At 42.4% G+C, this 24,145-nt stretch carries 21 protein-coding genes and 1 pseudogene; 9 read left to right on the plus strand and 13 right to left on the minus strand.

Going from position 1 to position 24,145, the window contains the following annotated elements; genetic code table 11:
• The 5 genes and pseudogenes from INT03_RS14890 to lgt form a co-directional block, all read right to left on the minus strand.
• Window positions 1-840: pseudogene (locus tag INT03_RS14890) on the minus strand (site-specific integrase); the annotation flags it as partial.
• Window positions 840-3,293, minus strand: coding sequence for a tyrosine-type recombinase/integrase (locus INT03_RS01755; protein ID WP_193007326.1), 2,454 nt, complete (start codon window positions 3,291-3,293; stop codon window positions 840-842). The gene INT03_RS01755 and the pseudogene INT03_RS14890, both read right to left, overlap by 1 nt.
• The gene (locus INT03_RS01760; protein ID WP_193007327.1) at window positions 3,290-4,525 is read right to left on the minus strand and encodes a tyrosine-type recombinase/integrase; all 1,236 of its coding nucleotides are present in this window, start codon (window positions 4,523-4,525) and stop codon (window positions 3,290-3,292) included. Before INT03_RS01760 ends, INT03_RS01755 begins: the two co-directional genes overlap by 4 nt.
• A 42-nt stretch (window positions 4,526-4,567) precedes the next feature.
• A complete protein-coding gene (thyA, locus tag INT03_RS01765) occupies window positions 4,568-5,230 on the minus strand; it encodes a thymidylate synthase (RefSeq protein ID WP_264298305.1) in 663 nt (220 codons plus the stop codon).
• A 74-nt stretch (window positions 5,231-5,304) separates the two neighbouring features.
• Window positions 5,305-6,189 carry a prolipoprotein diacylglyceryl transferase gene (lgt, locus tag INT03_RS01770; RefSeq protein WP_055125348.1) on the minus strand — a complete coding sequence of 295 codons (885 nt, stop codon included), beginning with the start codon at window positions 6,187-6,189 and terminating at the stop codon, window positions 5,305-5,307.
• 277 nt (window positions 6,190-6,466) lie between these two features.
• On the opposite strand from lgt, the gene INT03_RS01775 reads away from it, so the two are divergent.
• The 3 genes from INT03_RS01775 to INT03_RS01785 all read left to right on the plus strand — a co-directional run bounded on the left by INT03_RS01775 (window position 6,467) and on the right by INT03_RS01785 (window position 10,406).
• The gene (locus INT03_RS01775; RefSeq protein ID WP_226950356.1) at window positions 6,467-8,098 is read left to right on the plus strand and encodes a DUF4139 domain-containing protein; all 1,632 of its coding nucleotides are present in this window, start codon (window positions 6,467-6,469) and stop codon (window positions 8,096-8,098) included.
• A gap of 96 nt (window positions 8,099-8,194) precedes the next feature.
• Window positions 8,195-9,079, plus strand: coding sequence for an NRDE family protein (locus tag INT03_RS01780; protein ID WP_193007329.1), 885 nt, complete (start codon window positions 8,195-8,197; stop codon window positions 9,077-9,079).
• A 232-nt stretch (window positions 9,080-9,311) separates the two neighbouring features.
• Window positions 9,312-10,406 carry an NAD(P)-dependent alcohol dehydrogenase gene (locus INT03_RS01785; RefSeq protein ID WP_193007330.1) on the plus strand — a complete coding sequence of 365 codons (1,095 nt, stop codon included), beginning with the start codon at window positions 9,312-9,314 and terminating at the stop codon, window positions 10,404-10,406.
• 96 nt (window positions 10,407-10,502) lie between these two features.
• On the opposite strand, the gene INT03_RS01790 is transcribed toward INT03_RS01785, so the two are convergent.
• On the minus strand, window positions 10,503-11,024 hold the full coding sequence (locus INT03_RS01790) for an RNA pyrophosphohydrolase (protein WP_045452438.1): 522 nt from the start codon (window positions 11,022-11,024) through the stop codon (window positions 10,503-10,505).
• Between the two features lie 519 nt (window positions 11,025-11,543).
• On the opposite strand from INT03_RS01790, the gene INT03_RS01795 reads away from it, so the two are divergent.
• On the plus strand, window positions 11,544-11,957 hold the full coding sequence (locus tag INT03_RS01795; protein WP_055125345.1) for an OsmC family protein: 414 nt from the start codon (window positions 11,544-11,546) through the stop codon (window positions 11,955-11,957).
• Window positions 11,958-11,971: 14 nt separating this feature from the next.
• The gene (locus tag INT03_RS01800) at window positions 11,972-12,397 is read left to right on the plus strand and encodes an MAPEG family protein (RefSeq protein WP_193007331.1); all 426 of its coding nucleotides are present in this window, start codon (window positions 11,972-11,974) and stop codon (window positions 12,395-12,397) included.
• 53 nt (window positions 12,398-12,450) lie between these two features.
• Here INT03_RS01800 and INT03_RS01805 read toward each other — a convergent pair whose 3' ends face one another.
• The 7 genes from INT03_RS01805 to INT03_RS01835 all read right to left on the minus strand — a co-directional run bounded on the left by INT03_RS01805 (window position 12,451) and on the right by INT03_RS01835 (window position 18,762).
• Window positions 12,451-13,476 (minus strand): tRNA dihydrouridine synthase, encoded by a 1,026-nt coding sequence (locus INT03_RS01805; protein WP_193007332.1) that lies wholly within the window; start codon window positions 13,474-13,476, stop codon window positions 12,451-12,453.
• A 104-nt stretch (window positions 13,477-13,580) separates the two neighbouring features.
• Window positions 13,581-15,080 (minus strand): UvrD-helicase domain-containing protein, encoded by a 1,500-nt coding sequence (locus tag INT03_RS01810; protein ID WP_055125342.1) that lies wholly within the window; start codon window positions 15,078-15,080, stop codon window positions 13,581-13,583.
• A 218-nt stretch (window positions 15,081-15,298) separates the two neighbouring features.
• Entirely contained in the window at window positions 15,299-16,183 is an 885-nt protein-coding gene (gene tatC / locus INT03_RS01815) for a twin-arginine translocase subunit TatC (RefSeq protein ID WP_193007333.1), read from the minus strand.
• Window positions 16,183-16,878 carry a Sec-independent protein translocase protein TatB gene (gene tatB, locus INT03_RS01820; protein ID WP_193007334.1) on the minus strand — a complete coding sequence of 232 codons (696 nt, stop codon included), beginning with the start codon at window positions 16,876-16,878 and terminating at the stop codon, window positions 16,183-16,185. Before tatB ends, tatC begins: the two co-directional genes overlap by 1 nt.
• Before the next feature lie 41 nt (window positions 16,879-16,919).
• Window positions 16,920-17,162: a Sec-independent protein translocase subunit TatA gene (tatA, locus tag INT03_RS01825; protein ID WP_045445916.1), complete on the minus strand. Its 243-nt coding sequence runs from the start codon at window positions 17,160-17,162 to the stop codon at window positions 16,920-16,922.
• Between the two features lie 188 nt (window positions 17,163-17,350).
• Window positions 17,351-18,205, minus strand: coding sequence for a bifunctional phosphoribosyl-AMP cyclohydrolase/phosphoribosyl-ATP diphosphatase HisIE (gene hisIE, locus INT03_RS01830; RefSeq protein ID WP_193007335.1), 855 nt, complete (start codon window positions 18,203-18,205; stop codon window positions 17,351-17,353).
• A gap of 113 nt (window positions 18,206-18,318) precedes the next feature.
• Window positions 18,319-18,762: an acyl-CoA thioesterase gene (locus INT03_RS01835; protein WP_055125338.1), complete on the minus strand. Its 444-nt coding sequence runs from the start codon at window positions 18,760-18,762 to the stop codon at window positions 18,319-18,321.
• Window positions 18,763-19,360: 598 nt separating this feature from the next.
• On the opposite strand from INT03_RS01835, the gene rpmI reads away from it, so the two are divergent.
• From rpmI to pheT, 4 genes are all read left to right on the plus strand, one after another.
• Window positions 19,361-19,558, plus strand: coding sequence for a 50S ribosomal protein L35 (gene rpmI / locus INT03_RS01840; protein WP_010197866.1), 198 nt, complete (start codon window positions 19,361-19,363; stop codon window positions 19,556-19,558).
• A 150-nt stretch (window positions 19,559-19,708) separates the two neighbouring features.
• Complete coding sequence (gene rplT / locus INT03_RS01845; RefSeq protein ID WP_025651520.1) at window positions 19,709-20,065, plus strand: 50S ribosomal protein L20; 357 nt, start codon at window positions 19,709-19,711, stop codon at window positions 20,063-20,065.
• A 349-nt stretch (window positions 20,066-20,414) separates the two neighbouring features.
• Window positions 20,415-21,470, plus strand: coding sequence for a phenylalanine--tRNA ligase subunit alpha (gene pheS / locus INT03_RS01850; RefSeq protein ID WP_193007336.1), 1,056 nt, complete (start codon window positions 20,415-20,417; stop codon window positions 21,468-21,470).
• Window positions 21,471-21,541: 71 nt separating this feature from the next.
• The gene (pheT, locus tag INT03_RS01855; protein ID WP_193007337.1) at window positions 21,542-23,956 is read left to right on the plus strand and encodes a phenylalanine--tRNA ligase subunit beta; all 2,415 of its coding nucleotides are present in this window, start codon (window positions 21,542-21,544) and stop codon (window positions 23,954-23,956) included.
• The last annotated feature ends 189 nt before the right edge of the window (window positions 23,957-24,145 follow it).

A 24,145-nucleotide genomic window follows, 5' to 3' on the forward strand; every position in this document is an offset into this window, starting at 1 on the left:
GTTGCTTGTATCAAATCTTTCTAAAGAGTTAGGATCTGATATCTTTGCTGAAGCTCCTATAGCACTTAAAAAGTCAACTATAATAAAAGAAGCCATTTTCGAGAGAGATTCAAATACTAGATCTGGCAGTACTTGTTCTTTTTTCGAACTATTAGTATTAGCGAGTTTTTTCCATTTCAGGCTATTTAACTCTACATAAGCGATAGGTTTTTCAAATACATACTGAACCGAAGCTGGACTGCGTAGATATTTGAAAAATTTATCTAGCTCTATATCTTTTACACGATCATAGTTTTCAGCGGCTTTGGAATACAGTTCGGGTGTTATATCGGAGAGTGTTCTGATTTTTTCCTGAACAAACTCATAGCCTAGCTCATGAGATGCTTGTTTAAATATTTCATTAATAAATGCTAAACCTCTTTCGAAAATTGCAATCAACGAGTTCGCTTTTAATGATTTTTTTATTCGGGTTTTCCCTTCTTTTCCCTGAGGTTTGAAAATCGAATTGTTTAGCAAGGCCAACTCGAATATAACTTTCATTTCTGTTAAAACGAATATTGGGATCTCTGTATGCTTTGAAAAATTAATGCGGAGCTTTGCACCTTGGACATTTTGTGCAGCATTAGGATAGTCGTTATTAAAATTCCAACACATGTCAGAAAACTTTGATAATTTCGATACAGGTTTGTCCATAAGGTACGTCACATACTCTATGTCATCTGTGTAATTATTTTGAAGGTGTTTCTTCTTTTGAACTGTAGCGTGGTCTAGAGCATCTAAAACATATAAACGATGTTCTGCAAAATCTGTTAATACATTCAGCTTTTTTTCATAGTCCATTAGATTACTCCATCAACTAGTGTGGTCGTTTCAATGTATTCTGCTAAACGCCGCCCATTTTCTAATTCTTCTAAGGAAAAATTAGATAGTTCTGGTTCTGTGATGCCTTTTATCAGCTCTAAATTCTCTGAAATGACATGCCTATAGGGTGTGTCCATGACACGGGAATGCTCTGTCAAAAGCGTATAGTCACGCTTCATTGCAAAGATTTCAGGGAGGTTTTTAGCTGTAATAATGACATTGTCACAGCTCAAGCACTTGTTATATTGTGAGCATGGAGTACCAGGTATGTAGGATGAAAGATTTTTTACAAAATCCGGCGGGTCAAAAATATTTCTGCACTCAGCTAATGGAGTATGAAAGCTCGTTACTAACTCATCATTGTTTTTGGACTTTATATCTTCTGGCAACTTCTCAACTTGTTTATCCAGAGTCGCTTGATGTATCTCTTTTAATTCATCATTTATCTTCATTCTACTCATGGAGTTAAAATCTAGAGAATCTATATAGCCAAGAGTCGTTTGGAGTGAGGAGTGGCCCAACATGAGCTGAATTTCACGTACAGTTACGCCATTTCTAAGCATCTCACTAACAAAGGTTGGTCTGAACCGACTTATTGTAAGAGTTAAGGGGTTTCCTGCATCATTTTTTAAATTATATTTCTCAACAAACCTAGACAAACTAGCTCCCAATGCTTTTGCATTTTTTTCTTTATTTCCTAATATTGGAGATACTCTGCCGTGCTTTTTTGTACTATCCGACTGATAGATGAACAATCTATCTTTAAAAGCATCATCTTTAATATCTTGTCGAAAACTACCAGTTAATTGGTCCAGTTCTTCAAAAATAACTTTTATTGACTCAGCTTGAGATGATGTAAGCCATGTCAGTTCTGCATTAAAAAGATCAAGGTGGTACTCTTTGTGACCATCAGATCGCTCTTTCCAATATCTAAGGCAAGGTCGTGATGTTGCTGGGTGGGAGTCTACGTAATCATTCATATTAAGAGAAAGTAAAGGGTCTGCATTTAAACCAGTGATTTGAGCAAGCCTTAAAATGTAAGGCGTTAGTGTATCCATATTTATCATTGGGGTAACGCCCCATTCATTGTATGTCTCTATTAAACCCGTACCTGAATTCTTAATAATTCTTAAGAAAGACTTCTCGATAGGTGAATTAGCTGTATTATGATGAATTGGTTTACACATTAAGGCATTTTCAAAGAGCCATCGCGCATTCTCTAGTGTCGAGAGACCTCTTATGATCGAACATTTCTTGTCCAAAGGATTCCTACCTACACCCGTCTTCTTGTAAGGTGTAAGGGCTGTTCTGGATTCACTCAATCCTTTTTCGATAGCATCTAATATTTGGAGCCGCTCGTTCATAGTAAATGGCTTTTTAACGTCTGTTTCTCTGCTTACAGAAAACCCCTCTATATCAAAAAAACTGTATTCCATATCGGGCACTTGTTCTAGTCTTTGTAATGCGTTGCGTGCAGCACTTAGATTCGTATTTGCGTAATGGCTTGAGGTTTCTTTTTTTTTTATTTTTTGCTGCAAATATTTCCGATATCTAGGCAAGAGATGCGCGTCAAAAGTTACCTTGATTCTCAACGGTCCAGGTCCGTAATAATTAGTCAAGAATTCTATAAGCTGACTACAGGCATTTCTATAGTTTTCCTTACCTGAATCTGAAGTTACAGTCACACTTTGAGCAGCAAAAAGCTGCTCTACCTGAATGAAAGGTTCTAATTCTGAAGGAACGAGAAAATCTTCAGCAGCATTTAATTTTCTTGCTGCAAGTCTATTAAAACGGTCTATCTGACTTTCACTGGAACTTTTTCTATTGATATTCGCTTCGCTTGTTCTTTCAGCAACGCTTTTATAATTAGCATCAATAATTCCAAGTTTCTCTAGGTCTTGATGAATGAATTCCCAAGCATCTTTAACAACATTAAATTTCAAGGATCCTTTTTTTATAGGTAGTTGTTCTGAAGACATTTTTCCTATCGAAATCTTATTGCCGAAAATAGGTAAAGTGTGCTTTTCCTCTACAGATAGTTGTCTGTACCAATTCAATAGTTTCCTCGTGTTTTCGATGCCAGCCGCTTCGTAGCTTTCACTTGGTATTACTAGAATACCTTCTTCAATCATTTTTTCAATTAAAGGAGTCGTAATACCCCTATGTGTTTGTGCAACAGAGTATGAGACACCTACAGCACTTTGAATATGATTAACAGCTACACTGAAGCCTAAAGCATTATCAGCTTTACTAATTGGTATTTCCCATAGTGCTTCTGTATCTCCAACTGTTTTCGATACCCATTCTATAACAGCTGCTTTGGCGTCTTTAATAGGTTGCTTTTCTTCAACTTTCTTAAAGTCTGCACCTGAAATCCCTGGCTCAGAAAAACTCTCATAAACCTTATCAATGGTTATTCCATCGTTTTTCATTTGATGTCCTTAATGCCAATTCTTAATTGCGTCTGTTCAGACAAGCGCCTCATCTTCTCGGCTCTAGTTAGTAAGTCACCGTTCTCGTCACACATGCTGTTATAGATATCTTGGGGAATGCTTGTATATATCTGTGTAGTATGGAGATGGTTATGTCCTAAGTTTTTCTGCACAATAACAAGCCGATCTAAGTAATCGGCACCTAAATCATTTGACTGCAATATTGCATAAGCATTACCGTGCCTTAACTTGTGAGGAGAGATGCTTCGATCAAGGCAACCTTTCTTTATTGCACGTTCACTTATACGTTCAAGCAATTTGTTGATCGCACTAGGCGTATAGGGAGTACCTTTAGCATTAAAAAATGCTGGGGTTTCAGACGGGTCTACATATTTACGGGCGTGTTTTTTATACAGAGGAGATGCGTGATATTTCTGCACACGTTTGATAGTTGCTAAGCTCAGCAGAGTCCAGCGTGGCTTAATTTGATTACCACGGCCCTTACTTCCTTTGACTTTTAAAGGCGCATAATCAGCATGGATAGGCTGATCATTATCGCAGGAAATAAACTTTTCAGAATTGAAATTGTTAATATCTTTAAAGTCTTGAAGAGTAACTCTAGGTAGTTCTGAACGACGTAAGCCAGAGTCGTATAGAAACTGGAGTAAAGCTCTTTCTCGTTCTGAATCAGTAAACTTAATCAATATAAAAAGGTCATCAAGTGTGCAAGAACTAATGGGTGTTCGCTTTGGTGGTTTTGATAGCAAGCCATCGCTATATGGATTATCTTGTCTAAGCTTATCACGGTCTTCTGTAGGGCTACAAAGATATTCAATGAAAGCATGTATTGTCTCATCTCGACTTCTAACAGTAGATGAGCTCTTATCATCTTCACGAATTAAAAATGTCAGGTATTCTTGAATTACGTATTTTGGAACTGTAATAAATACTTCATCAGATTCACTGTCATTGTAATCTGTACGACTACGAATATAACTTAAGAAGTAGCTTAGGTTTCTACCATAAGTAACTGCTGATTTATAAGAGATTATTTGATGTTTGGTTCGATACGACAAATACTCAGAAACAAGAGGAAGGATCTTGCCATCATCATCAAATACTCCAACACCATTCACTGTTACGGTTTTGTTCAATGATAAATTTGGAATCTCATTGAGTAAACAAGACTCAGATAAATCTAACTTTGTATCAGAACAAACTTTAACATCCATAATAATCACTATCTCAATACATAGACTAAATTATGTATTGCATTATATACGATCTATTACTCCGTATTGTGCATTATTGTTATGGGGGTATAATAGGAATAAATCTGCTGAACGCTGATATAGCTGGCATGACAGTTTATTATCCGCAACAAAGAACTGAAATAGCGTATGGCAAGGCGGCAACGCAACTTGATCTGCTTCACCGGGATTCCAACCAGACACAATCAAACGTCTTGAATTGGGATTGGTTTTTATTTGCTCAATGACTTGGGTGATTTGATCGACACCATCGTTATTGTAGCTCCCATCTTCACGCTGGCTTGCGCCATAATTGCGCCACTGATGACCGTAGACAGGGCCTAAATCACCAGCAGGGCGGTTAAAGCGCGCTGTCTGTTCAGCCGTAGACCACTCATTCCAAATACGTACGCCATTGGCTTGTAGATAATCAACATGCGTACTGCCACTTAAAAACCAAAATAGCTCATAGATGATAGATTTAAAGTGGACTTTTTTGGTGGTTAATAATGGAAAACCATCGGCTAAATTAAAACGTAGCTGCGCGCCAAAGTGGCTCAGCGTACCAGTGCCAGTACGATCGCCTTTTTCAGTGCCTTCAGTCAGGACAAGACGCAGCAAGTCAAGATAGGCTTGCTCATTTTTACTCTGATTGTTGTTACTAATAATGGAGTTGCTCATGGTCATAAAATTGCTCTTCTACGCTATTAAAACGCATAGTTGTATTGTTTTTTAACAGGCTACTTGATGTGAATTAGTGCTTAATAAGCCGACTGCTTACCCCAGTCATAGATACCACGTTTGTAAGCGTATACCAGCATAATGAAACCAATAACAATCATGGGAGCGCTGAGTATCTGCCCTTTGGTCATCCAGCCTAGTAATACAAATCCTTGGTCCGCATCGGGTTGGCGGAAAAACTCAATGATGAAGCGGCTGATGCCATAGCCCAATAAAAATACTGCCGATGCTGCCATACGTGGGCGCGGTTTTGATGAATACCACCATAGGAATAGGAATAATAATAACCCTTCAGCAAGTGCCTCATACAGCTGTGAGGGGTGGCGAGGTAGCAAATACTGCCCATTTACTTCAAGCATCAACTCTTGCAGCTCAGGGTTGGTTTGCAATTGCTGCATATCAGTAGCAGCCGCTTGCGGGAAGTAGGTAAGCCAGTTGTAGCCACCGTTAGAGACACGGCCCCATAGCTCACCATTGATATAATTGCCAATACGACCAAATAATAAGCCTGTTGGCACACAAGGAACGATAAAATCTAGCACCTGAAACGGGGTCTTTTTATACTTACGGGCAAAATATAACATGCCCAGTAAGACACCAATCATGCCGCCATGGAAAGACATACCGCCTTCCCAGACTTTGAAAAGGTAAGCGGGGTTTTGTAAAAATTCACCGAATTGATAAAACAATACATAGCCGACACGACCGCCCAAAATGACGCCAAGTGCGCCAAAAAATACCAAGTCGGACACCATGTCAGTATTCCAATTGTCACGTTTGGTGCTGCGATACCAAGCCAGACCAAAGGCGGCGGCAAATGCTAATAAATACATTAGGCCATACCAGTGCACTTCTACTGGACCCAAAGACAGCGCTACAGGATCGTACTGAGGATGTATCATCATAAGGGCATCATAAATTTGGTAATAGAATGCTGCTCATAATAGCAAAAATAGCCAGTGAGGCATACCAAATTACGGTGAGGCTCATCTCATGGTAACAACTTATCTGCTACGGGTAACATCTAGAAAGAAAGCCAGAAAACCGCTAAGATATAAAAAAGTTGCTGAAGATAAGTGCCATCATGAATATTGCCTCATTATATTTAATGAGGCGTTAGATACTGCGTGCTTGCGCTAATGCACCGTATTAATGGATTAACCGTATTTTTAAGGAATGATTATGCAAGCTAAGTTATCAAAAGTAGCAATATTACCTAATTTTTTACCCTCTAAAAAACAGTTGACGCCACTGGGTTTATTTAGCTTAGCGGCTTTAGCTTTGACTCCTGCTCAGGCAGCTAACAGTAGTATTGAGCAAGTGACCATTTATCAGGGCTTAGCCAGCGTAACTCGTGCGTTACCAATTAATGGTAGCGGTGAGCAGACGCTGGTTTTTTCTTGTCTGTCCCCTTATATCGATAAAGACAGTGTGAGCGTACAAGCAGCAAATGGCATCAATATTGGTGAAGTCAGTATCGAGACTTTAAGCGATGAGCAAGCAGCACAGTGTCAGTATCAAGGTGAGGCGAGAGTGCAGACACAGCAAGATAATTTGGCAGTTATCAATGCTGAGTTAGAAGCGGCACGCTTAGCTAAAGCTTACTTGCAGAATTTAACCAAGGTCACGCAAATCAGTACAGATGGCACGCTTGCCAATAATGCGCGCGATCTGGAAACCCAAGCGGTCAGTATCAATAAACGTATACTAGAAATTCAGCAGCGCCAAGCCCGTGCACAAGATGCGCTCAACCAACTAATGGCAGGCAGCGCGACTTCCACTCAAAATAGTGTGACTCAAGTGAGTGTACGTACTGCCAGTCGAGTACCAAGCAGTGTGAAACTGCACTATCAAGTACGCGGCGCGGGTTGGGAGCCAACGTATCAAGCAAGGCTGAATACTGAAACCAAGCAATTAAATATCATTGCCTCTGCGGTTATTGCCCAGCAGACAGGAGAAAACTGGCTCAATGTCCCTTTGATGCTAAGCTCTGTCAATCCCAATCAAAACACGACCAGCCAATTGCCACGAGTTGAGCGTTTTTCTTTATATGAAGAAGATAGAGAAAATCGGACTATATCTGTACCACCTATGGCGGAAAACATGCCTGTTGTGGTATCTGCAAGAGACAGCTATGACGGTGCCTCGACACCTAACATGGCGCCGCTGCCAAGCTTTACCGTTAGCAGTCAGAATAAAAACGGCATTACCGAATACCGCTTGCCGCAGCGTATTAGTATTCCAAGCGATGGCAGGCGCGTACGGACGGTCATTGATGAGCAGTCGGGCAGCAGCAAGCTATGGATTCGTAGTACGCCGAGTGTGGAGGCAGCTGGCTATTGGTATGCATCCGCACCGTTTTTGACACCAGCTTGGGTAGATGGTTCGCTACAGCTATACCGTGATGATAATTATGTTGGGCAGGCGCGCTATAATTATCAAGCGCTCAAAGAGCAAGGTATTGGTTTTGGTATTGACCCTAATACCATCGTAAAGCAGATAGCTGATGAAGATAAGCAGGGTGATAAAGGCGCATTTAATCGCACGCAAACCTTGACTAAAACACAAGCGTATCAATTTACCAATCAGCACAACCGATCTATGCATTTACAAGTATTAGGCAGTGAGCCGATTAGCCGCGACGATAGTCTTAAAGTAACCATCACTCATACACCGCCAGTGACTGAGCGTGACTGGAATGACAATAAAGGCATGGTTGCGTGGGAGTTCGATTTACCAAGTAAACAATCGAAAGTCATACAGTCGACCTCTCAGATTAGTTATCCTGCTAGCAAAAACTTATCAGTGAACTAATTTGTCAGTGAAATAAGTTTAAACTGAAATCAAGCTTGGCTGTTTGCTAAGCAATGACATGTTATTAAGCATATTTTTAGTAAAATTAGGAGTCTTATGTGTATTGTCGCCATTGCTTGGCAACTATTTGATGAGCTGCCTTTGGTGTTATTGTCCAATCGCGATGAGTTTTTGCAGCGTCCGACAGAACTGCTACATCAATGGGAAGATAAGCCTGTTTTTGCAGGACGCGATGTACAAAGTGGCGGTACTTGGCTAGGTATTCATCAACAGCCCCATCAAGCCAATCATCAATACAGTCATCAAGTGCCTCAAGAGTATTATCAGCAAAACGGACGTTGGGCTGCGGTATTGAATTTTCGCGATGGCGTGCAGGCAAGCTCTGATGAGTGCTCACGCGGGGCACTAGTCACGGATTTCTTAACCAGTGATATCAGCCCGATGGAGTTTGCACGGCAGATTAGTTTGCAAAACTATGCTGGGTTCAATCTCATTATTGGTGATATGACACAAGCCGTTATCGTCAATAACCGTGGTCATGCTCCTATGCCACTATATGCAGGACTGCATGTCATTTCCAATGGTCAGCCTGAGGATAGCTGGTTTAAAACTGAAAAACTGCGAGGCAGGCTGCGCCAAGAAGTATTGCCACTAATCGCTGAGAATAGCGAACCTGAGTACTGGCAAGAAGCTGCCTTTGCGGTATTGTCTGATAATACGCAAGCGCCAGTGAATAAGCTGCCGGAGACTGGAGTAGCTGTTGAGATTGAGCAGATTCTGTCTTCTATTTATATAGAGCCTGTCACTTTTAATCATACGCAAAATAATTTGCCCACTTATGCGACACGTACCCAAAGCATTTTAACCCTAAAATGTCATTCTCAGTTGGCAGATTCAGCAGTGGATGAGATTGCTAGATTAGTAAGCCGAGAGTGTCAGCATGATAATTATAAAGAATGTCGGCATGATAGTCATAAGTAGCCTATAGGCTTTTCATCTATTAGCTTTTTCATCTACTCTTAATGAGGCTCACGTACAATTTCTATGAGAAGTTTGATACTACAGTTTTAATATCTAACAATAGAGAATCAACAATCCCTTTATTAAAGAATGGATTTCACTTTAAATTACTATTTATATGGCGTAAGATAAATATAGATGTCACTAAAGTTTATACCAGCTGAGTAAATGATTATAAAACAAGGAGTGTGAAATGAGCATGATGAAGTCACTGATATTTATTGAACCAGGTAAAATTGAAATTGTAGATAAAAAAATCCCTGATGTAGGCCCTAATGATGCCTTGGTAAAAATTACGACTACGACCATTTGTGGTACTGATATCCATATCTTTAAAGGTGAGTATGCCGTTGCCAAAGGGCTAACTATTGGTCATGAGCCAGTAGGTATCATTGAAAAGCTTGGTAGCGCAGTCATGGGCTATGAAGAAGGGCAGCGAGTCATTGCTGGCGCCATTTGCCCAACGTTTACCTCCTATGCCAGTCAAGATGGTTTCCCTTCACAAGACGGTGGCTATCTTGATGCAGATGGTAGATGTTCTTGTCACGGTTATAAAGCCACAGGCGGCTGGCGTTTTGGTAATCACATTGACGGTACGCAAGCAGAGTATGTGCTAGTGCCAGATGCGCAGGCCAATCTATGTCCAGTGCCAGATGGACTGACGGATGAGCAAGTGTTGATGTGCCCTGACATTATGTCGACAGGCTTAAAAGGCGCAGAAAACGCCAATATTCAGATCGGTGATGTGGTTGCTATATTCGCACAAGGACCTATCGGTTTATGCGCTACTGCTGGGGCAAGGATTAAAGGCGCCTCGATGATTATCGCTGTCGATGGCAATAACGACCGTTTGGCCATGGCAAAAAAACTGGGAGCAGATATTACTCTAAACTTCACGGAAGTTGACGTGGTTGATGAGATCATGAAAATCACTGGTGGTCGTGGGGTGGATAGCAGTATCGAGGCGTTAGGTTTACAGTCTACGTTTGAGCAATGTCTCAAAATATTAAAACCAGGCGGTACACTCTCAAGCTTGGGTGTGTATTCTGAAGATTTAGTCATTCCAATGGCTCATTTCGCCTCTGGTCTTGGCGATCATACGATAAGAACGGCTCTCTGCCCAGGAGGTAAAGAGCGTATGCGCCGATTGATGAATGTCATCGAGTCTGGTCGAGTGGATTTATCAGAGATGGTGACGCATACCTATGCTTTGGATGATATCGTAGAGGCCTATGACTTGTTCATGCATCAGCGTGACGGCGTACTAAAAATTGCTATCAAGCCATAATTATTCCGCAAGATATAATCGCTATATAATAGAAGAGCCTGCATCTAAAGGATACAGGCTCTTCTATTACGTGTTACTTTTAATCAAAATGTCAGTTCATCCTATCAACAAGTGATTGTCTTGTTCAGGAATAATCAGCTCTTGTCTTAGAGGTAGCTCAGGCACTAGCTCTTGCAAGGCACGGCGATAAACGCCTCGTTTAAAATGAATCACTTGTCCAAGTGGATACCAGTAACTGACCCATTGCCAATGATCAAATTCTGGTTTGCCCTCATCAAAGCGGATATGTTGAGTGTTCGTCTCATCTAAGCGTAGCAAAAACCATTTCTGTTTTTGCCCAATACATAAAGGGTGCTGTCCATGCCGTACATAGCGTTTTGGCAGACGATAGCGCAACCAATCTTGCGTCACTGCCAATAAGTCTACATGACGCGGATGCAGGCCGACCTCTTCCCAGAGCTCGCGATACATCGCATCCATCGGCGTCTCCCCACGGTCGATACCGCCTTGTGGGAACTGCCAAGCGTTGTGACCAATACGTTTTGCCCACAGAACCTGCCCTTGTGTATTTGCCAAGATGATGCCGACATTGGCGCGAAAGCCGTCTGCATCTATCATGATTAAACCTTTTTAATTTATTTAAAATAGCTTATTTTGAGCTAGAACCGTGACAGCAATCATAATTATTATAAGGTGATGGTTGTCGATATTAGGTCAAAATAAGATTCATTACCGTTATTAAACCAAGAAACAAGCAAAATGTGTAACAGTATTTTGCTATAAAATGTTTCACGAGCTTAACTGTTTAAAATCAACCAGTTATAATTAAACTTTTGTAATGTTTTTTGGGGAATCTTACTGCAAAGATAGGTTCTAACTATAAGAGGATAGGTTTGAATAATAAACAGTAGGCGGTGTATGAATGTTAATTCACTGCTAAGAAAATTTTAGTAAAAAGATTTAATTAAAAATAAGGCTGCAAAAGACAAATAGGTGAGCCATTCATAATGATAATGATTTTGGATGATAAGGGCTCGATAAAATGTGCCATTGGCTTATGCTACACTAGCCAAGTAAAACATATTGCCAGAAAATAAAAATCGGGCAACGAGCTAATTAAAATAAGGAATGGTCAAGATGTCAGAGTCAAAAGCAAGTGTAACGTGGCAAGAAAACAAAGCATTTATGGGTGTGTCACCATCAGGGCATAATGTACAGATCGATGCCGATAAAGAAAAAGGCGCAAGTCCGATGGAGCTGATTTTATTGGGGCTTGGTGGTTGTGCTAGCTATGATGTGGTAGCAATTTTACAAAAATCGCGCCAAGAGGTGACAGACGTGCGTTGTGAGCTGACCGCTCAGCGTGCTGAAACTGTACCAGCTGTCTATACTGACATTCACATGCATTTTGTGGTGACAGGACAAGATGTCAAAGAAAGCCAAGTAGAGAAGGCCATAAAACTGTCCGCAGAAAAATACTGCTCGGCCAGTAGAATGTTGGTACAAGGTGGGGTGAACGTCACCCATGATTTCGAAGTGATTGCAGGGTAGGGGCAAGTATACTAATGAATGCACTTCTGGAATTAGTCTCTGATACCGCAGCGTCCGCAATTTGGGCGATGGTCGCAGCAAGTTTACTACCGCTTGCCATGGCATTGACAGCGAAAGCTATTGGCGGCTTTAATTTGGCTGACAATGCCCATCCACGTGATTTTTTACAAGGTACGACGGGCGCGGCCGCACGTGCTAACGCTGCCCAGCAAAACAGCTATGAGACGTTGCCAATATTTTTGGCAGCAGTACTGACGGCAATGCTGTTCTTCGTACCACAATCGATTATTAATATACTGGCTTGGTTGTACGTGCTGATTCGTATCGGTTTTTGCGTGGCTTATATTACTAATTTGGCGACGTTTCGCTCCATACTTTGGGCGTTATCGATGGCTTGCTGTTTAATGCTGTTTTATTTAGCGATTCGAGTGAGTGTATAACGCTTGAGAGTTAAATTCTATCGTGCCTAGATCAACCAAATATCAGTAGGTGATTATTGTTGTATGCTAGATTGTAGTGCACTGATAATCACCGCTTTATTTTTCTCTCGTTTTATACTGTCCCATAAAACTTTTGCTTCGCTATAGCCTTTGATGAGCATTGCTAACCACTGCTTGTAACGACCAACCAAGATAACTTCAGTTTTAGCCTGACCTTCCAAAAATCTTATCTGATGGGTGACCATTGCTTCCCACGACAACGTCGCTGCATTTAGCATGGCATCATCTGAACCGCAATCCACGCGAGCAACCAAATCGGGACGGGTAACCGCGCCGCGACCTAACATCAAATGTTTTGTACCAGCTTGCGTCATACAGTTTTGCGCGTGCTCGGCATTCCATATTTCACCGTTGGCAATGACTGGAATATCTAGCCCATTAAAACGTTGAATCTTGTCCCAATAGGCTGGTGGTTTATAGCCTTGGGTTTTGGTTCGTGCATGAATGGTCAGCCAATCAGTACCACTGTCGCTAATTGCAGCTTTGATATCCTCCATGCGACTGGTATCGGTGTAACCTAAACGAATTTTGGCTGATACTGGAATATGAACGGGAACAGCTTGCCGCACCGCGCTGATAATCTGATACATGGTTTCGGGTTCATCCAATAATACTGAACCACCACGGTGGCTATTGACAGTCTTGGCAGGGCAACCAAAGTTGATATCAATTGCTGGTGCACCAAGCGCGGCAGCATAAGCAGCATTTTCTGCCATTAATTGCGCTTCACTACCGAGCAACTGGACATGAATAGGCGTGCCAGAGGCAGTTTTAGCATCATGACGCAGTTCTGGAACGTATTTATAAAATACATGCGCAGGCAATACGTGCTGAGTCACACGGATAAATTCGCTAACCGACCAATCATAAGGGCGACCCAAGTCCGATGCAATTTGCGTGAGGATTTGCCGCATTAATGGGTCGGTCAAGCCTTCCATTGGTGCAAGGAGGCGGACGGGATTGGCGAATAACTGACGGATGGTATTTTGACGTATTTGAAGTTGCTGATTAGTATTCATGCTTGTTGTTCACTGCTAAAAAGGTGCTATTAAAGGATTGCCATAAAGACAGGTAGACTAGAGGTTTAGAGTGGCAAATACAGAGAGTGACTAACTGAGAAAAATTAAGTATTACCAAAAATCACTTTTTTACCTGTCTGCAAACCTGATATTAAGTCTTTAATATTATGGATGTCCAAATTGCTCTGGGCACGTGTGCAAGCGACGTAGAGCAAACGCAATTCTTCAGGGCTTATTTTGACCGCATTGGTCGTCACATCATAATAAAAGTCATCGTCCAGCTGTACCTTTCCCCATTCGAGCCCTTTCGCTTTATGGGCAGTGGAGATAACATAATCAGCATTTTCGATACTGGTCAAACTATTGACCGCTTGGCTCAGGACATTGGTGCCATGATCATCGACGAGTTTCACCAGTGTTTTTAGATCACTGCCTTCATTGGTTTCAGAATACTCTTGCACATCGCCCCAATTATAAAAATATGCCAGTTCGGGTACGCCATACGCCGATTTACCATTCTTTAAATTTTCAGCTGCCTGACAAAATTTAAGCATACGATCGGTATCGGCTTGTAGCGCTACCCTATGACCTAATTTTAAACCAGTTAATAATTGCGACATTGCGGCGGCATTAGTGCGGCAAAGGATGGCATCTTTTTTACTATGTACCATACCCTTATCAGTAGAAGACTGCTTATTAGGATTGCCTTTTAACGGGACGTCTTCTTGCAATGCTTTGAGCAAAGTATTGGCAATCTCAGCAATCGGTTCGCCAAAACGAAACGACTGCGTCAATAAGGTTTGCGGTAAGGGCAGTTTTTTCATCGCATTGACTGCGCCGCGCCATTCATAAATCTGCTGATGAGCGTCACCCACATAAATCACTTGCCGTGGCTGCTGGGTCAAAATTCCCATCATCAAGGGATCGGCATCTTGGGCTTCATCAAACAAAATAAAATCAGCGGGAATACTGGGTTTAGACAGTGCCCAAAGTTTCAGATAAATATCATGCCCGATACCAGCGGGATGGCGCGCATCAATCGACTGTAGCCAACGCTGCTCGACGGCTGGATAGAGCATTTCGCGCAGCTGCTCGGCATCAGAATCATCGAGCCAGCTGGGAAATAATATATGTCTAGGTGCAGGATAACTGGCATGGGTACTACAAAAATTGCTGACAGCATCACTGACGAATCGCGACAGTCGGGCTGGGGTGAGGGTGATATATTTGTTTATACCATCCATTTGCCGACGTACTTGGACGGGCTGCAAACCCAAATCATCACCCAAACGCTTGGGTGAAAAACGCGGCAACGACAGCTTAGCAGTGATATCACGGGCGACATGCCGATAAGCAAGCGAATGAAAGGTGCGACATTCTACATGCGGTGGAAACTTTGAGCGTGCATCATTAGCAATGGTTTTGTTAAAGGCTAAGTATAAGCCGCGGCCACGCAAACGCTCACCAATCAGTTTTAAGGTCGTCGTCTTACCAGCACCCGCATAAGCCACCACTTTAAATGACTTGTGATCCATCGCCATGTTAAGCGCGCTCAGCTGCTCATCAGTGGGATCGCTCATATAAGCTGGCATAGATGCGGACATAAAAAATTACCTAAAAGAGTAAAACGGATCAAAAATGACGGGGGTAAAAAAAGCCACTGCATAGACAATGGCTGACTCATCATGTGCACTTGCAAAATTCTCGCAAGCGCACATGACAATAATACAAAAATTCATAGAAAATAAAGGTGGAAATCAGCAGGTTATAGTAACAGATTAGCGCGTTGGCTGTTTTTGGAATAAGTATCTGATAAGTGATGTTATTCTTTATTTAACCCTGTATCGCTTGCTAAAGCAGGGCTGTGCTCTTCTTTAATTAAAATTTTCGCTAAAAACAATCCTAGCTCAAACAACAACCACATCGGAATGGCGAGCATCAACATCGACACCCCATCAGGCGGTGTCACGACCGCAGCAACGGCGAAACAGCCGACAATAATATAACGGCGTTTATCTTCTAGGCTCTGAATGGAGACGACACGAGTCAATATCAATAGCAAGGTGACGACTGGAATCTCAAAGGTTAAACCAAAGACCATAAAGAGTTTGAGTGCAAAACTTAAATAACTGTCGATGTCGGTCATCGGCAAGACGTTCTGCGGCGCGAACATAATAAAGAATTTGAGAACGCCTTTAAGGACAATAAAATAAGAGAAAGCCACACCCGCATAAAATAAAAATATAGAGGACATTAAAACGGGAATGGCGATTTTTTTCTCTTTTTTATATAAACCGGGTGCGACAAACGACCAGATTTGATACAAGATGTAGGGCATTGCAAAGAATGCAGCGACAAAAACAGTCAGGCGTATCGGTGCCATAAAGTTAGAGGTGATATCCGTCGCGATCATCGTTGAGTTGGCAGGCAACTGGGCAACCAATGGGTTGGACAAAAAATCATAGAGCTCGCGTGAAAATCCGACCAATGCTAAAAATATTACCAGTACCGCGACGCATATCTTTATGAGATGTCTACGTAGCTCAATCAAATGCTCGGTAATCGGCATATCGCCAAGTGAGCTTAGGATATCGCCAGAGTCCTCAGTATTGCTGTCGACATTACCATCAATGGTAGCTGTTGAGGTCTCGATATCTGAATCCGCGACTTTTTCTTGACGGCTTTTTTTACGTTTAAATAAGCCCACTAATGACTCTCCTGCTCATGAACAGAAGCCTGTTTAGGTAAAGGACTGTCTATATGGCTGTTTAGTAAGATATCGGCTTTATAATTTGGTAAGTAGGGCGGTTGCGGCAAACGACGCGCTTTATCATAAGCACCAAGACGAAACCACATATTTTCCCACGGTCTAGTTGTGATGGTTTGAGACACTGGATTGGCGTTATCACTACAGTCAGTTTTTAGACTATCATTATCGCCTTGTGCCGATGACTGCTCAGGGCTTTCTGGTTTCTCAGCCTGTCTATTACTGTCATAGGCGTAGTCAAACGCTTTTGGCTGCACTGGTCGATTATCATCATTCTCACTACTGGCTTGACTATTTTGTCTAGGCGTATTGTCATCGCCTGGATCACGCGATGCTTTTAAATGCTGGTTTTGCGAGGATTCAAACTCTTGCATACTGCCGCGCATCTCCGCCATCTCGCGCCTCATATCTGCTTCAGTCTGGCGAATTTTGGCCAACTCTTTTTGCATAAGCTGGCGGGTCTCTGCCAAATCAAGCTCAGCTTCGATTTCAGATTGCAGGGTGGATACCGTGCGGCGAATTTTGGCATACCACTGCCCAGCGGTACGCGCTGCCTGTGGCAGTTTTTCTGGGCCCAAGACGATTAGGGCGATAACACCAAAAAGGAGTAGTTCAGAAAAGCCGATATCAAACATAATGTTCCGATGTCATTGTCTAAAAGGTCACTGTCTAGAGGCTATACATTATGCGTGTCATCAACCTTGGTGGTTGTTGGGCGCTCTTCAGTGTGTGCATTGCCATCATGATCGAGCACCACATGCTTTTTAGCATGCTCAGTATTTTCGTCTTTGACCGCTTCTTTGAAGCCTTTGACTGCGCCGCCCAAATCTTTGCCAGCATTTCTAAGCTTTGAGGTGCCAAATACGACCACCACTACCACCAATAAAATCAGCCAATGCGTAATAGAAAAACTACCCATAAAGGTATCCTTGTGTCTTGGTTTTCAGTCTTTGTATGCCTACTTTGGGTGTATCGAATATCGTTATACTCAATAAAAAGCCTCGACATACAATGCGAAGTAAAACAGAGCTATATTATAACCTGCACTTGTGACAAAAAGGTGAAATCAACAATAATCAAACAGGGCAATCGTCAAGCTTATAGAAACTATCGCGCCGCCTTTTCATCGATACCTGATAGACCAAAACGTCGACCTAGCTCGTTTAATACCGCATCCGACTCAATATCGAACCACGCCAGTCCAACCAATGTATGAAACCAGACATCGGCCACCTCATAGATGAGCTCGTGACGAGCGTCATCATATTGCGCTTTATTGCTATTTTCGTCGCAATTGGCAAAATCTTTGGCGGCAATGATACTTTCAGTACTTTCTTCACCAACTTTCTCTAGGATTTTATTTAAACCCTTTGCGTATAAGCTTGCCACGTACGAGCTATCAGCATCCGCTTGTTTACGCTCTGCCAATACGCCATCAAGCTGCTGCAAAATAGAGCCATTGATAGTGTCGTTGTCATGGTGACTGTGCTTGGCATCTGAAGGGATTACATCATGAGCCTGCGTCTCGTGAGTTTCAGGAGTGGCTTTTCCTGCATTGCTTGAATGATAAATATCAGCAGGGTCTTTTAATACCTTATCGATGGTTTGCCATTCAGGCGTTTGACCCGACAAATCTAAACGCTGATAGAAGCAAGACTCGCGACCAGTATGGCAAGCGATACCGCCAGCCTGAGTGACACTAAGTACAATCACGTCTGCATCACAGTCCAAGCGAATATCATGTACAGTCTGAGTATGACCCGATGACTCGCCCTTATGCCACAATTTGGCACGTGAGCGCGAAAAATAAACCGCTGTCTGCGTTTGCGCAGTTAACTGTAGTGCTTCGGCATTCATCCAAGCCATCATCAAAATACGCCCAGACTTATGATCTTGAGCAATTGCAGGAATCAAACCATCATCATTAAATTTTATGGCAGCCAGCCAAGCAGGTAAAGTCATAATATATCTGTCTTCTTATTTATATAGAAATGAAAGGGGAATAAGTGAATCGTAACGGATTCTATTTATGGTCTGAATAAAAAAGCGGTTGGCATTAGGGCATGTCCTCAATATCAAATCCTGTAGAGATGTGGGTACAGCGCTTCTTTCATAATTTTATCAAGCGCAATCGACTTATTGAGGCGAAAGTCATAATTGACAAAATGCTGCCGCGCCTTGGCTACTGTTTCTCCATTATGCATACGGGTGATTTTTATCACTATAGTGCCACCATTATCGTATAACGGCTCAACGCCTACTTCAAATAATAGCTCTTCACGCGCCCGTATGCGACTGACAATACTTAGCTGTAACTCATCGATAATTAAACCGTGATAATCTGCATCGATCTCTTTAATACCTTTAGAGTAAAAAAATCTTTGCCGCGCCTCACATAGCAATGCCGTCAATGATTCGAGCGTCAGGTACTGAGCCATATCAAGCTCAATATGACGCACACGCATCACTGTTTCAAAGACAAATATGTCGTTATCAAAGTCTAATTCTTGTTTTGACACGTTATCTCCTAGATTGATTGCAGGCTATGAGTGCTGCTAATCATGGTGTAGGTTGGTAGCGTCATCATCGTACGATAGACGCTCGATAAGTGTTATAAATAACTTTGTATTATTAGCGCTCAGCTTATACTAAGGTTCAGTCTCTACTTAAGCACAGCTTAAGCTGACATTCAATCTATTTGGCGGTAAATCCGCAGTTTTATGAGTGTTTTGACTAAAATCTTTATAAATGGGCTCATACCCATTATCCACTGTCATGCCTACTAGGGCGTGTCCTCATTTTAAAAATGATGATAAGAATGAGATAAATTGCCGTCAAACAAGGAAAATAGCACAAATAATATCGAGATATTGATAAGCTATTTGACGTAGCTTGGCAAAATCTAACCGTTTTTAGTCCATTTATTTGCTTTCGTTCAGATTGAGGACACGCCCTAGGCGAGGCGTAAAAGTTTCCTTGGCAAAACAGTGCATTATCTGCTAAAATACCGCCTCCCACCTCGAGGCAAATAGAGGTTTAGTGGGTGTTTTTACAGCCACTATTCGTTATTAACTATTTGACGACCAGGTTCTATCAAAGACAAAGAGGCAAATCATCATGAAAGTTAAGATGAAAACCAGAAGCGGTGCAGCTAAACGCTTCAAAAAAACAGCGAACGGCTTCAAGCGTAAGCAAGCAAACAAAAGCCATATCTTGACCAAGAAATCAGCTAAGCGTATTCGCCAGTTGCGCGGTCTAAAGATGGTGGACAAGTCTGACGAAGCAGCAGTTCGTCGCATGTGCCCATACATCTAGTAGGCTATCGTCATTTATCTTTAATTAAGTGCTGTTTAATTTATAGCGACCGGATTAAAAATATCTGACTTTGCAATCTGATAGCGATGTCTACTATTCGATGACATCGTGATTCGTTTAATAATGATTAAAGAAATCTTGGAGTAATTTATGGCCCGTGTAAAACGTGGTGTACAGGCGAATCGTCGTCACAAAAAAATCCTAAAACGTGCAAAAGGCTACTACGGTGCCCGTTCACGTGTTTACCGCGTAGCGGTACAAGCAGTGACCAAAGCTGGTCAATATGCTTATCGTGACCGTCGCAACAAAAAACGTACCTTCCGTCGTCTTTGGATTGCACGTATCAATGCTGGTGCACGCTTAAACGGTTTAAGCTACAGCCGCTTTATCAATGGCATGAAATTGGCTAACATCACTGTCGATCGTCGCGTACTTGCTGACATCGCTATGCATGATGCAGCGACTTTCACAGCGTTGGTCGAAAAAGCAAAAGCGGCATTAGCATAAATATTAACCTTCCTTTAGGGTTGCTGCTTGTTTAGTCAGAATTTACAAGTAGTTATCTATATGGACAGGAATAATATTGATTAATAGTATGATATTAATAAAAGCTACCGCTGGTCGGTGGCTTTTTTTATATCACATTATATTATCTAATGTCACAGCCTTGTTTTAGCACCAGCGCTAAATATGCTTTGTTGAGATAGCTTTTATTATCGTCTAAATATTCAAGCCATTCATATCACTAGTATTATTTTTGAATGACTGGGTAAATGGTTTGCAATATTTGGTCAAATCCCTACAATTACCAATCACTATTATTAATAGTCCGTTTAAATCAGGAAGAATGCATCTTATGACTACCCCTGCTGCTACCACCGATTTGTCGGCGCTACCGACCTTGTCCACAGAGCTAAGCGAGCTTAATGAAGCTCAGCTAAATGAGTTGGCCAGTGCCGCTGAAGCCTTGGTTCTACAAGTAACCGATGTGCGTGCGTTGCAAGATTTGCGTGTGCAATTGACCGGCAAAAAGAGCCCATTAACTGGCTGGTCAAAGCAGATGGGTAAACTCAGCAGCGACGATAAAAAAACCTACGGCGGCTGGTTACATCAAGTCCGTAGCCGTATTCAAGATGCGTTAACCGCGCAGCAGCAGCAGCTAGAGGTCGCAGCGTTAAACGCTAAGCTTGCAAGCGAAAGTATTGATATCACCTTGCCTGCTCGCGGTGGTCAAAAAGGTCATTTGCATCCTGTGACCATGATTACCCAGCGTATGCAGCAGTATTTTATACAAGCGGGTTTTAACGTTGCTACTGGTCCTGAAGTCGAAAGCGATTATTATAACTTTGAGGCGCTTAATATTCCGTCGCATCATCCAGCGCGCGCGATGCACGATACCTTCTATTTTGATGCGCATTATTTACTGCGTACGCATACCAGTCCTGTGCAGATTCGCACGATGGAAAAGAATGAACCGCCTATTCGCATTATTTGCCCAGGTCGCGTTTATCGCAATGACTCGGATCAAACGCATTCGCCGATGTTCCATCAGCTAGAAGGTTTAATGGTCACTGAGTCGAGCACTTTTGCCGAGCTAAAAGGCTTGATTAGTGAGTTCTTGGAAGCATTCTTTGCCAAAGAGCTGACTGTACGTTTCCGCCCGTCATTTTTCCCCTTTACCGAGCCGTCAGCTGAAGTGGATATCCTCGATGATAATGGTAAATGGCTTGAGGTTATGGGCTGCGGTATGGTACACCCACAAGTACTGACCAACTGCGGTATTGATGCCGAAAAATATACTGGCTTTGCTTTTGGGATGGGGATTGAGCGCTTCGCGATGTTATATTACGGCATCGATGATTTGCGTTTATTTTTCCAAAATGACGTACGCTTTTTAAAGCAGTTTGGCTAGATTTTATTATTTAATAATACCTCTACCTTTACTCCAAAACCTTTATTATAAAATTCTGATCTGAGATATTTATGAAAATTAGCGAACAGTGGCTACGTCAATGGGTAAACCCCAACAATACTAGTGAGCAATTGGCCGAACAACTCACGATGGCAGGACTTGAGATTGATGATCGCTATGCGGTTGCCCGTGCCTTCAGTGGTGTGGTCGTCGGTGAAGTCATCAGTGTTGAGCAACATCCAGATGCCGATAAACTGCGCGTCACACAGGTAAATATTGGTGCAGCTGAGTCATTACAAATCGTCTGTGGCGCACCCAATGTCACCGTTGGTATGAAAGTACCGGTTGCGACCGTTGGTGCCGTTTTACCATCTAACGACGCAGAAGGCTTTAAAATTAAAAATGGCAACCTACGTGGTGTCGACTCTAACGGTATGCTTTGCGGCGCTTCTGAAATTGATTTAGTCGATAGCATCGATGGTCTGCTTGAATTGCCAGCAGATGCACCAATCGGTATGGATATCCGTGAGTATTTAGGCTTAGACAATCAGATACTAGATATCTCTATCACGCCAAACCGTGGTGATTGCTTTAGCGTACGTGGTATTGCGCGCGAGATATCAGTCATTAACGATTTGCCGATGCAGCAGCCTGAGATTCTTACGAATGTGGTAGTTACTGATAACGGTGCTGATACTGCTACGCCAGCGGTAACGGTCAGTGCAATTGAAGCGTGCCCGCGCTATTTACTACAATCAATCAGCAATATTGATCGTAGCATCGACACCCCAAAGTGGATGCAAGATGCGCTGGTTCAGTCAGGATTACGCTCGCACAACTTTTTGGTTGATGTGACCAACTATGTATTGATGGAATTGGGTCAGCCGCTACATGCTTTTGATGCCGATACTATCGAGGGCGATATCGTTGTGCGTTTGGCACAGCCTGAAGAAACGATTACTTTATTGAATGAACAAACCATTACCTTAACCGGTGATGAATTGCTCATCGCTGATGATAAAGGCGCATTGGCACTTGCCGGAATCATGGGCGGTCAGCGTAGTAGTGTGACTGATAGCACCACCAATATTGTTGTAGAAAGCGCTTTCTTTGGTCAGCTAGCTATTGCCGCGCGCGCACGCCGTTTTGGGTTACATACCGATGCCTCACAACGTTTTGAGCGTGGAGTAGACTTTGAGTTACCAGAGCTAGCCCTGGCACGTGCTGTTGATTTGATTACTAGCGTTACTGGTGGGCAAGCCGGACAAATAGTAAAAGCAGAAAGCAGTGAGCATTTACCAGCTCGCGCACCGATCACTTTACCAATTGCTAAAGTTCGTGATGTCATCGGTATTGAGATTGAGCCAGCAGTGATGGTTCGTATCTTAACCCAATTGGGCTTTGAGATAGTGCAGCAAGCCGATAGCCTGATTTGCACGCCGCCATCGTATCGCTTTGACATGAGTATCAAAGAAGACCTCATCGAAGAAATTGCGCGTATTTATGGCTATGACAATATTCCAAGCGTGTTGCCGCATTTGCAAGTGAGCATGGATTATGACGATACCGCAGATTTAACCCATGAGATGAAGCTGGCATTGGTCGATAATGGCTATATGGAAGCGATCAGCTTTAGCTTTAGCGATGCCAAAATAGAAGCATTGCTCGATGATAAAGCGTTAGGCGAGGTATTGGCATTGGCCAATCCTATCTCTAGTGACTTAGCCGTGATGCGCCGTACTTTGCTATCAAGCTTATTGCCTTGCGTGCAGTACAATCTCAATCGTCAGCAGCCACGCGTTCGTTTCTTTGAAACAGGGCTTAGTTTTATTGGTCAAAGTATTAGTGAATTGGTACAAACGCCAAGTATTGCGTTAGTAGCAGTTGGCGACGTCTGGGACGAGCAAGCGTATCAAAACCGTGCGTTAGACTTTTATGATCTTAAGCATGATATTGAGCAGTTATTACCTGCACAAATGGATAGCGCCCGTATTCGCTATGAGCGCAGTGAGCTTGCTTTCTTGCATCCAGGTCAAAGTGCTAAGCTCTATATTGATGATGAATATATTGGTTGGTTGGGTCAATTGCATCCTAACACGGCTAAGCAGTTAGATTTGCCAGCTACGTGGGTTGCTCAATTATCACTTGCGCCATTACTGACCCTTGCCCGTGAGCAACATACTATCAGCACCCCAAGCAAATTTCCACAAGTACGCCGTGATATTGCCATTTTAGTAGACAGTGAGATCAGTTTACAGACATTAGAGTCGACGATACGCGCGGCAGCTGGTGAGCTATTGGCTGATCTGTGGCTGTTTGATGTGTATCAAGGCGACAAAGTGCCAGCTGGTCAGCGCTCATTAGCTTTTGCGCTAATATGGCAAGACAATACACAAACGCTATCTGATGACGCCATTAAAACCGCGACTGACAAAGTGGTGCAAGCACTAACTGAGCAACATGCTGCAAAGTTGCGTGACAGCTAACATATAACTCTTATCATAGACATGCTCTGTAGCCTCACTCTTCAAGAGGCTATAGGGCATTGCTATTTATAAGAATTATAATTTTATAAATTTTTTTTCATAAAAATAGTTAAGTGGTTATTAATAAAGGATTTTAAAGCAGTCTTTGTTAAAAAGAGGTTAGAAAACCTTTATAATAGCTAGTATTAA

Source organism: Psychrobacter sp. PG1 (genome assembly GCF_014897815.1).
Lineage (GTDB): Bacteria > Pseudomonadota > Gammaproteobacteria > Pseudomonadales > Moraxellaceae > Psychrobacter.